Annotated in this window: 8 protein-coding genes; 4 read left to right on the top strand and 4 right to left on the bottom strand. The window is 69.8% G+C overall.

The window, feature by feature from the left end; all coding sequences use genetic code 11:
• Positions 1-874: DUF5931 domain-containing protein (locus tag ABZX92_RS28650; protein ID WP_355565809.1), on the bottom strand; the 874-nt coding region annotated here is incomplete at its 3' end.
• Positions 875-1,007: 133 nt separating this feature from the next.
• Here ABZX92_RS28650 and ABZX92_RS28645 point away from each other — a divergent pair.
• Entirely contained in the window at positions 1,008-2,204 is a 1,197-nt protein-coding gene (locus tag ABZX92_RS28645) for a diguanylate cyclase (protein ID WP_355565807.1), read from the top strand.
• Positions 2,205-2,208: 4 nt separating this feature from the next.
• On the opposite strand, the gene ABZX92_RS28640 is transcribed toward ABZX92_RS28645, so the two are convergent.
• Positions 2,209-3,360 (bottom strand): AI-2E family transporter, encoded by a 1,152-nt coding sequence (locus ABZX92_RS28640; RefSeq protein WP_355565804.1) that lies wholly within the window; start codon positions 3,358-3,360, stop codon positions 2,209-2,211.
• 78 nt (positions 3,361-3,438) lie between these two features.
• Between ABZX92_RS28640 and ABZX92_RS28635 the strand changes: the two genes are divergently transcribed.
• The 3 genes from ABZX92_RS28635 (at position 3,439) to ABZX92_RS28625 (ending at position 9,756) form a co-directional block, all read left to right on the top strand.
• A complete protein-coding gene (locus ABZX92_RS28635; protein ID WP_355565802.1) occupies positions 3,439-5,616 on the top strand; it encodes a hypothetical protein in 2,178 nt (725 codons plus the stop codon).
• Between the two features lie 149 nt (positions 5,617-5,765).
• Positions 5,766-6,536: a hypothetical protein gene (locus tag ABZX92_RS28630; RefSeq protein WP_355565799.1), complete on the top strand. Its 771-nt coding sequence runs from the start codon at positions 5,766-5,768 to the stop codon at positions 6,534-6,536.
• 190 nt (positions 6,537-6,726) lie between these two features.
• Entirely contained in the window at positions 6,727-9,756 is a 3,030-nt protein-coding gene (locus ABZX92_RS28625) for a chaplin family protein (RefSeq protein ID WP_355565796.1), read from the top strand.
• 93 nt (positions 9,757-9,849) lie between these two features.
• Here ABZX92_RS28625 and ABZX92_RS28620 read toward each other — a convergent pair whose 3' ends face one another.
• Both ABZX92_RS28620 and ABZX92_RS28615 read right to left on the bottom strand, forming a co-directional pair.
• A complete protein-coding gene (locus ABZX92_RS28620; RefSeq protein ID WP_355565793.1) occupies positions 9,850-10,206 on the bottom strand; it encodes a hypothetical protein in 357 nt (118 codons plus the stop codon).
• Between the two features lie 9 nt (positions 10,207-10,215).
• On the bottom strand, positions 10,216-10,683 hold the full coding sequence (locus ABZX92_RS28615) for a hypothetical protein (protein ID WP_355565814.1): 468 nt from the start codon (positions 10,681-10,683) through the stop codon (positions 10,216-10,218).
• Positions 10,684-10,710: the final 27 nt, after the last annotated feature.

Here is a 10,710-nt window from a genome sequence, read left to right as displayed (position 1 = left end):
CGCGGACCAGCGAGTGGAGCTCTCCCGCCATCCCCGCCTTGAGCATCACCTGCGTGGCCGGGGTGGACACCTGAATGCGAGGCGTGGCCAGCAGCTGCAGGCCGGGGCGCAGGTCGATCTCTCCATCCACAGTGGAGTCGGTCGGCGCGGCGGCGACCAGGTTCCGCAGCGCGACCTCCTGCTCACCGGCGAGCTTGGCCAGTTCCGCCGCCTCACCACCGACTTCCAGCCCGCGCTTGCGCACGCGGGCGAGCACCTGCAGGACGCTGTCGTGGATCGACCGGGCGAGCCGCTCCCGTTCCGCCGTGGCCGCTTCCGCCCGCAACGCCTGGGCGAGCAGCACCGCCGAGCGCCGCGCGGTGGCCGACGCCATGCCGACGACCATGCCCGCGCCGGCCAGCAACACCACGTCGCGCAGCAGGTCGAGACTCGGCACGCCCTTCGACAGGTAGGTGAAGAGGCCGACCGTCAGTCCGCCGGCGAACCCCGCCGTTCCCCCGGCCAGAGCGCCCAACGCGACCGCGGGAACGCACGCCCAGATCGTGGTGATCAGCGGCACGTTCAGGGTCAGCAGCTGGTGGCTCGACATGATCAGCGGCGACAGCGACATGAGCCCGCAGGTCAGCGCCAGGTCGATCAGCACCAGCGGCCAGCGCCTGCCCCACGTCGTGCTGTAGGCGCGACTGGTGAACACGGACCACAGCGCCATCACCCCGAGCGTGGTCCACGCGAGCCAGGGCCGGATGTAACCGGACTGGTTCGCGATCACGTTCGCCGCCGCGAAGAGGAATGTGACTATCCGTAGCGCAATCGTCCCGCGCCACAGCGGTGTGGCCGGGTCGTCGATCACCTTCGTCACACGTTCGGCAGGCATTTTGGGCACGCTGTGCTCCTTTCGGACACCATCCTGCCGCGTGAACGTGCGCTGGCTAACCCCCAGGTGGCCGTCTTCTGCCGAACGGAGGAATGTGCGACGCTCTCCGGGTTCAGGTGGGGAGGGCATACAGGTGCGCGACTGGCCGGTGTGGACACTGCGTCGGCCCGCGCTCTGCTACTGGCTGATCATCGACGTGATCGCACTGGCCACCGTCACCTCTGTGATCATCTGCACGCCCACGCCGTCACCCTCCGAGATCGGCCGTTTCGCCGCCATCGCGGGCACGGCGAGCGCGGTGATCATCGGCAGCTCGATCTACAGCCACCGCCTCGGTGAGACCGAGCGCAACCCGTGGGCAGCGCACCTCTCCTATCTCACGGCCGGCATCCTCGCCCTGCCCCCGAACCTCCTGGTGCTGCTCCTCTTCGGCCCGGCCCTGCACTGCCTGCTGGAGCAACGCCCGGAGACGCACCGCTGGCTGTTCACCCTGAGCGGGACCGCACTCGCCGTCTTCGCGACCCGCTACCTGCTCGGCTGGTCCAACCCGCACGCGGGCCTCCCGGTCATGGTCCTCGGCGCCACCGTGCTCCTGACCCTGCGCGCGGCCCTGCTCGCGGCCGGCCTGAAACTTCGCCGCCCCTCCGCCACCTTCGAGGAGAACGTCGGCGAACCGATCGACGTCGTCCTCGGCATCGTCGCGGTGTCCATCGGCGGACTCATGGGCTGTGTGGCGGAGTCCAACGCCATCCACGCCCTGATCGCCGGTCCGCCGCTGGCCCTCCTGGAACGCGCCGCCCAGCTCCCGCAGTGGCGCCGCTCGGCCCAGCGCGACGCCAAGACGGGTCTGGCCAACGCCGTGCACTGGGACAGCCGCGCCCGCTACGAGCTGACCAAGGGTTCCGCCCGCGTCCGCCCGATGGCCGTGATGCTGCTCGACCTCGATCACTTCAAGAAGGTCAACGACGAGGTGGGCCACCTGGCTGGCGACGCCGCCCTGGCTGCCATCTCCCTGCTGCTGCGCGGGACTGTTCGTCGTGGCGATCTCGTGGGCCGGTTCGGCGGTGAGGAGTTCGTCGTCCTGCTGCCCGAGGCGTCACCGGACGAGGCGGAGTCGGTGGCCGAACGCGTCCGCAAGGCCGTGGCCGCGCTCCGGGTGCCGACGATGGCGACCGACGGCAAGCCGCACGAGTTGCGCGGCCTGACCGTGTCGATCGGCGTGGCGACCACGACGAGGTTCGGCTACGAGCTGCCGGACCTGTTGGTGGCAGCCGACGCGGCACTGCTGGCAGCGAAGGCGTACGGCCGCAACCTCGTCTCGATGGCTTAGCGGCTCAGAGGTCCTTGACCCGGTCGCTCTTGTCGTCCTTCGGTGCCGTGTCCTGCGGATCCAGCACGTCGACCTGCTTCGGGTCCTCCTCGGCATCCGAGTCGGACACCAGCGACCGGATCCCGGAGTTCAGCACCGCCAGCAACGGCACCGCGAGCAGCGCCCCGGCGATCCCACCGGCGACCAATCCGACGGCAATGGCGACCACCACCGCCAACGGGTGCAGCTTCACCGCACGCCCCAGCAACAAGGGCTGCAGGACGTGCGACTCCAGCTGCATCACACCGATGAGCACGGCCAGCACCACCAGTGCGGCGATCGGCCCGTTGGTCACCAACGCGATCAAGACCGCGACGGCGCCCGTGAACACCGCACCGATGATGGGGATGAACGCACCGAGGAACACCAACGCGGACAACGGCACCACAAGAGGCACGCCGATGATCGCCAGCCCGATACCCACACCCACGGCGTCCACCACCGCGACGGCAGCCGTGGCGCGTACATAAGAAACGAGAGAGCCGAACCCGCGGCGCCCGGCAACGTCGACCCGAGTGCGCACGTCGCGAGGCACCACACGGATGACGAACCGCCAGATCCCGTCCCCGTCGTGCAGGAAGAAGATCAGCGTGAACAGGGCGAGCAGCAGCCCGGTCAGCGCCTCACCGACGGTCGCGGCCGTCGTCAGAGCACCGGACGTGATCTCCGCCTGGTTCTCCTTGATCGTCTTCACGATGTCGTTGAGGTAGTTCTGCAGCTGCTGGTCCGACAGGTGCGCGGGCCCGTCCTTCAGCCACCGCTGGATCGTGTCCAAGGACGCGCCGACCTGGGACTGCAGCTCGGGCAGGCCGCGGGAGAACTCGCTGATCACGAACGTCAGGACGCCGCCGAGCACCCCGATGCCGAGGATCATCATCACCGTCGTCGCCACGCCGCGCGGCACCCGCCACTCGACGAGCTTCGCCACGCCGGGTGACAGCAGGGCGGCGAGCAGCAGCGCGATTGCGATGGGGATCACGATCGAGGCGAGGAAGCCCAGCACGTACGCGACCACGTACAACGCGGCCACCACAACGACGAACCGCCAGCTCAGCGCCGCACTCACCCGCAGCAGCAGAGGAACGCGACCGCTGATCTCCGTCTCGTTTGCGCTCACATGCCTCACGTTAACTGTTCGGGCCCTCGCCAAGACGGAACCTGATAGGGATGATCCGTTCGTCAGGGGAGGACGAGAGTGATCAAGCCGGAAGACTTGACCGACGTCGAGCGCCAGGTCGCCGGGGCCTATGCGGGCGGCACCGAAATCGACCTGACCGGGCAGAGCGTCCGCGGCGAGGTGCTGACCGGGTTGCTGACCGGCATGTACCGCGTTCCGCGCAAGGGATTGCCCGCCCTTCGCCTGCAAAACGCGCGGATCACCGGCAAGTTCGAGCTCGAGGGCACCAGGGTCACCCGCGTCATCGACCTCACCCACTGCCACTTCGAGGAAGCACCCGACCTCCGGATGGCCCGCCTCATCGGGCTCAGGCTCCGCGGCACCCGCGTGCCCGGACTGCAAGGCCGCAACCTCAGGGTGTTCAGCGACCTGGTGCTCGAAGCCGGCTTCACCTGCACCGGCATCGTCGACCTCACCGACGCGGCGGTCGACGGCACGCTGCGACTCGCCGGAGCCGTCCTCAGGTCCAACAGCGAGCACGCCTTCCTGGGCGCAAGGCTCCGGGTGAGCGGATCCGTCCAGGCCATCGCCATGCGGGCCAACGGTGAAGTGCGCCTGCGCGGCGCCGTGATCGGCGGCAGCGTCCACCTCGGCGGTGCCCGGCTGATCAACACCGGCCGGGACGCGCTGGAGGCGTCCGGCATCGTCGTCGCGGGCAACGTCTTCTGCAACGCCGAGGGCGGCCGGTTCACCGCGGAGGGCCGGGTGCTGTTCGACGGCGCACGGGTCGGCGGGAACCTGGAGTTCACCGGCGCCCGCCTGCACTCCACCCACCGCGTCGACAACCAGGTGCTCGTCCTGCCGCACGGCCTGGCCGACGAGGCGGCGACGCTGGTGGCCGACCGCATCCGGGTCGAGGGCAACGTCGAGCTCGACAACGGCTTCACCTCCACCGGCACGGTCCGGCTGCCCAACGCGAGCATCGGCGGCTACCTGCGGCTCTCCGGCGCGGTGATCGGTCCGCGCGAGGTCGCCGAAGAACTCGCCGGTGACGTCACCAACCGCGTCCCCGTGGCGATTCACGCGGACGGCTTGCAGGTCAAGGGCGACGTCGAGGCTCGCAGCGCGGCCAACAACGGCGGCACGCGCACCCCGCCGCTGCAGACCTACGGCCAGGTGCGGCTGTCGAACGCGCACATCATGGGCAGCGCCAGCATGACCGGGGTGGCGCTGCACGGGCCCGGCATCGACGTCCTGTTCGCCGACCGCCTCGAGGTCGGCGGCACGCTCTTCCTGCGCGAGCTGAAGGCGAAGGGCTCGGTCCGCCTCCAGAACGCGAACATCGGCTCGACCCTCGACATGTCCGGCGCCGAGCTGACCCTGCCGCGGCTGCGGCCCAACGGCACGCAGAAGCCGTCGCTCGACGCCCGTGCGATCACGATCGGCAAGGACCTCCTGTGCAGCCGCGGGTTCACCGCGGTCGGCGGCGTGCGGTTGCGGCTGGGCGAGGTCGGCAAGATGGCGACGTTCAGCGACTCGCACCTCGGCTCCACCGCCGCGGACATCGCGCTCAACGCCTACGGCCTCACCGTGCACCAGTTCCGCCTGCACATCCCCGAGGGCCAGCAGCCCAAGGGCAAGGTCGTGCTGAGCAGGCTCAAGGCCGTCTCGGTGACCGACGGACCGGGGCTGTGGGACGCGGAGGGCGGCGTCGCCGTCGACGACTTCGAGTTCGCCGGCATCACCGCCGACCCGGACGTGCCCGTGGAGACCAGGCTGAAGTGGCTGCTCAAGGTGCAGCCGGACTTCGCGCCCGGACCGTACGAGCAGCTCGCCGCCGTCTACCAGCAGGGCGGTGAGGAGGAGCTCGCCCAGAAGGTCCAGCTGGAGAAGCAACGCCGGCGCTACTCCGAGCTCGGCCTGGCCGGGCGGGTCTGGGGCGGGGTGCAGCGGTGGACCGTCGGCTACGGCTATCGGCCGTGGCTCGCGATCTGCTGGCTCGGCGTGTTCTGGCTCGGTGGCGCGCTCTGGTTCAACTGGCACCCGATGCTCAAGCTCAACAAGGACGAGGACCCGGTGTGGAACGCCTGGCTGCTGTCGCTCGACCTGCTGCTGCCCATCGTCGACTTCGGCCACGACGGGAAGTGGCAGTTCACGGGCGCGTCGCAGTGGATCTCAGGGCTGCTCGTGGCCGTGGGCTGGGTGCTGGCGTCCACCGCGGCGGCGGGTGCGGCGCGGGTGCTCAAGCGAGTTTGATCTTGGAGCCTTCCGTTCACACGATGTAGTTAACCGAGCGCTCTGAGCGTGCATTCGGGGCAGTGGGACTGGCAGAGTCGCCGACGTCGACTTGATCACTTGATCGTCGGCGAATCCCTTGAGTGCCACCGAGTAGCGAGGTTCCCGCGTTGTCAGCTGTCGATGTGCGAGCGAAGACGGGAGCGAACGGCATCCGCCGGTTCGCCACCCGAGCGCTGCTCGCCGTCGGTGGTGCCATCGCGGGTACGGCCGTCGCCTGGGTGCTCACCACCTCCGCCGCACACGCCGCGGACACGGTGTCCTCTGTGGACGGTCAGCAGTTCGACGTTGTCAGCAAGCTCGTCGCCAAGTCGGACGAGAAGCTGCCGGTCGTCGTCCCCGCTGCCGCCGCAGTGCACAAGATCGACGACACGTTGCGCGCCGAGCAGCAGAAGGCTCGTGCCGCTCTGCCGGACGTGCAGGTCCACAAGGCGGTCGAGCAGATCGCCGAGCGGATCCTGCCGCAGGTCACCAGGATCGGTCAGGCCCAGGCTCCCGCCACCGCGCGGTCCCTGGACGTGATCTTCCCGGAGATCCCGGCCACCCCCGAGGTCGCACCAGCGGCCCCGGCGGTCTCGCAGGTCACCGGCACGTCCGGTGCGTTGTGGACGGATCTGCTGGAGCACAACGACTTCGTCGTACCCTCCGAGCAGCTTCCGTCCCTGCCCAGCACCCCGTTCCCGAAGCTGCCCGTCCCGGCCCCCGCGCCGGTGCAGTGCTCTTCGTGCAACGACGGTTCTGGTTCTGCCAAGGGCAGCACGATCGCTGCTCTCGCCACGTCTGGCAACTCCCACGGCACCTCGGTGACGCGCGCCCTCGCGCCGTCCACCGACGAGGTCACCGTGACTCCGGGCAAGCAGCCCGGCATCAACCCAGACTGATTTCAGCGCGCGGTCCACGACAGCCCTCTCCCCCGGCTGTGTGGAATTCGACCGTCGCGCTTTTTTCTTGCGCTCTCCTCGGTCGATCACCGCGTGCGACTCCCCCGGTGATGGCGCGCCTTCCCCTGCGCGCCCGGCCCCACCCCCATGAACCCCCCTGATTCCAGGGGACTTTGGTAAAGGAGATCCAATGCAGACCTGGGCAAAGCGCGGAATCCAGTCCGCGTTTGTCACTGGTGGTTTGCTGATGCTCGGTACGGGCATCGCTTCTGCCCAGGAGAACGTCAACCCCGACGCAGCACCGTCACCCGTTGACGCCGGCGTTTCGGTTCCGGTGAAGGTGGACCAGAACAATCTGGGTACCCCCGCCAAGAGCCTGAACGTCCCCAAGATCGACCGCACGATCAGCACGGACCGCGTCACCAGCGCGGTGCCCGTCCGCTCGGCCGCTCCGGTCGCGCACCCGTTGATCAAGCAGGCCGCCGACCGCGTGCAGGGCACTGCCGCGCAGGGCCTGTTCCGCGGCAACACGGTCCAGGCACACGTCGATGTGCCGATCAACATCTGCGGCAACGCGATCGCGGTCCTCGGCAACTCCGAGGCGGCCGGCGACTGCTCGCAGGACACGCACCGCGACGGCACCATCGTCACCGACGGCCAGGGCCAGGCGCTGGCCGGCAACGTCGTCGCCGTCAACCACGTGCTGCCGGTCCAGATCACCGGTAACGCCATCGCGGCGGGTGGCAACGCCACCACCAACACGACCGCCGAGCAGGTTTCGACCACCGGCGGCGACATCACCACCAACGGTGACAAGGGTGCCGTCTCCGGCAACGTCGTCGCCGAGCAGGGCGCGACCCCGGTTCAGATCACCGGCAACGGTGTGGGCGCGGTGGGCATCGCCGCGGCCAACTCGGTCGCGCACACGTTCGCTTCCTCCGAGGGCGACACCGCCACCAGCGGCAAGAACAGCTCGATCTCCGGCAACGCCGTGCCGATCCCGCTGTCTCCGCTGTTCGAGGTGAACGGCAACTCGGCCGCCGGTGCGGGCAACGCCTCCACCGACTCGGTGCAGTCCGGTACCGCCTACGCCGGTGGTTTGACGCACACCGACGGCGACCCCGCCACGCTCGCCGGCAACATCGCCGAGCCCGCGCTCGCCGGCCCGATCACGGTCGACGACAACTCGGCCGCCGCGGGTGGCAACTCGTCCGCGACGAGCGCGACGACCAACGAGTCGACCGCCGGTGGCCAGAAGAACACCAACGGTGTCGGCTCCACCGGGTCCGGCAACATCGCCGGCGCGCCCATCTCGCTGCCCGTCGCCGCAGGTGGCAACGGTGCCTCGGTCGTCGGCAACGCGCTGACCGACCACTCGAACGTCGCGAACTCGACCGCTGGTGGCCCGGCCTACACGCTGGGCGACAAGTCGGTCCTGTCCGGCAACATCGCCGACGTTCCCCCGGCCACGGCCGTGGACGCGTGCGGCAACGGCGCGAGCCTCGGTGGCCAGGCCGCTGGTACCTGCGAGAACGACGTCAAGTCGGTCACCGGGGGCTACCAGGGCAACACCGGCAACGACTCGGTCGGCTCCGGCAACCTGGTGCAGACCCCGCTCGCCGCTCCGGCCGAGGTGTACGGCGTCGCCGGCACGCTCGCCGGCCAGGCGTCCGGCTCGGCGGACGAGGTCAAGGTCGTCCGCTCCAGCGGTCAGCCGAACACGCAAGACGACAAGGGCACGGTCTCGAGCAACATCGTGACCGCGCCGACCGCCGTCGCGCCGCAGGTCTTCGGCTTCACCGCCGGCCTCGTGGGCAACACGACGTCCGACTCGGCGAACGACACCACGGTCAAGGCGGGCGACGACCCCAAGGCCTGGGGCAAGAAGAGCTCGGTCTCGGGCAACATCGTCCAGGTTCCGTCCTCGACGCCTGCCCAGGTCTTCGGCGACGGTGCCACGCTCGTCGGCAACAACTCCACGACCGCCGACAACGCCACCGACATGGCTGCGGGCGGCGACGCTCACACCAACGGTGACCAGGGCTCCATCGCGGGCAACGTCATCTCGGCTCCGGTCGCGACGGGCAGCCAGCTCGCCGGCTGGTCGGTCGCCGGCGGCAGCAACGTCGACTCCGCTGTCACCAACGACCTCGACTCCGTGGCCGGTGGCGACGTCGCCAGCAGCGGCAACGGCGGCTCGGTCTCCGGCAACCTGATCGGCGCGCAGCCTGCTGCAACGCCGCTGCTGCCGGGCAACACCGTCTCCGCGGCGGGCATCAGCAAGTCCGACGTGGTCTCCGACACCAACGTGGTGTCCGGTGGCAAGAGCCAGTCGCAGGCGCACGACGCGTCGGTGTCCGGCAACCTGATCCACGTCCCGGCCAACGCCGTTGCCGCTGTGTACGCGGACGCGGTTGCGGCTGCGGGCAACGCGACCACGGCGACGGACGAGAACTCCAGCACCACGGCCGGCGGCCTCATGGAGACGGACGGCAGCGGCCCGCTGACCGCCCGCGAGATGACCGTTCCGGTCGAGGCCGCTGCCGGCATCATCCGGGTTCCCATCGAGGTCCTCGGCCAGGCGACCACCACGGGCACCGGTGCGGACCTCCAGTCCACCGGCGAGCAGGAGGGCACCCTGCGTGCCACCCAGCTCAAGGGCATCCAGCTCCCCAAGGGCGTGGACAGCCTGATGAAGGCCGACGAGGTTCCGGCGTTCCACGGCATCGACCAGCTGCCGGTGAACACGCTGCCCAGCCCGGCCGGCCTGCAGGCCCTGGCCGGTCAGCTGCCGACCCCGCAGCTGCCCGCCGTCGGTGAGCTGCCGACCCTCCCGCAGGAGCGTTCGAACCTGCCGCTGAACGGTGGCACCGCCGGCATCACGCCGAACGTCCAGGGTCTGCCCCTGGGCCAGGTGCTGGCCGCCGCGCAGGAGCTGCTCCCCACGGGTGCGGCTGCTGAGCGTTCGCTGCCTTCGCTGCCGTTCACCGCGCCGGCCCTGCCGGTTCCGGTGCAGCTGCCCGCGCTGCCGACCGAGCGTTCGCTGCCCGGTCTGCCGCTGGACGGCCCGGCCTCCCTCTCGGGTCTCAACCTGAACCCGACCGATGGTCTGGCCCCGAAGGCTGCGGAGCGCGCGCTCCCGCAGCTGCCGGTGAACGCCCCGGCGCTCGCCATGATCGACCCGGCCAACCTGTTCCAGACGGTGACCGGCTCGCTGTAACACCCGAAAGTTGTAACACCCTCCTCCGGTAAGAAGCTGAGCCCCGGCGACACGACGGTGTCGCCGGGGCTCAGTGCCGTTTTCCGGTCTGTTTCAGGAGTTCTCGGCGGTGGCGATCACGTCGTCCGGCTCCGCTTCGCCGTCGCTCGTGACCCAGTGGATCTGCGGGCTGTCCCCGACCAGCTGCCTGATCAGCGACGAGATCGGGGAACCGTCACCGAAGTCGTGCTCGGCCAGAACGGCGAGGACCGTGTCGCGGTACCTGGCGACGGTGAAGTCCGGTCGCAGCCCCGCCCGCAGCACCCGCGCGGCGTCGAGCAGCGAGTCCGGTGCCGTGATCAGGACCAGCGTGACGAGAGTGCCGCGTGTTCTGGCGCGGATCAGCGACTGCTCCAGGCGGTCGAGCAGCAGCGCGTGGCCGGGCAGGCCCGTGAGCGGGTCGTGCAGCACAAACCGGTTCTAGCCGAGGTCACGCCTGTTGACCAGCATTGCCGCGCCGAAGAGCGTCAACCAGGTGAACCCGATGGTGATCGTCAACCGTTGACACAGGCCGCCGAGCTCGACGAGACCGGGCGTCTGGGCGAACGCGGCGTGCAGCAGGCCGTGCCAGGTGTACCCGGACGTCGCCGGGCTGCGCGGCGGACAGCCGCTGACGAGGTCGGTCGTGAAGATCCCGGAGCCGATGAACTCGCCGGTGTTGATGCCGATCGCCGAGAGAGCGGCGCGGTCGAGGGAGTCGAGACCCGCGCGGGCGGCGGCGAGGTCGACGTCCAGCGCGTCGCCGATCTGCTCCCACGACCAGCCCTGCTGCCTGGCACGGGCCACCGAGGTCGCCTCGACCTGTTCGGCGAGGCGGCGCAACGCTCCGACGGTGCGCAGGCTGACGGCGGGGTCGACGGAGTTGATCTGGCGCGTGAGCTCGTCCACGTTCGTCAGGCCAGGCTGAAAAACGGG

Origin of the sequence: Lentzea sp. NPDC006480 (genome assembly GCF_040611995.1) — a bacterium.
Lineage (GTDB): Bacteria > Actinomycetota > Actinomycetes > Mycobacteriales > Pseudonocardiaceae > Lentzea.
Note: the sequence above shows the minus strand (reverse complement) of the source record. Positions and strands in the feature narration are given on the sequence as shown.

What these genes read in the sequence shown, in the direction of transcription:
- ABZX92_RS28625 (WP_355565796.1), top strand. Translation starts at nt 6,727, where the DNA reads ATGCAGACCTGGGCAAAGCGCGGAATCCAGTCCGCGTTTGTCACTGGT.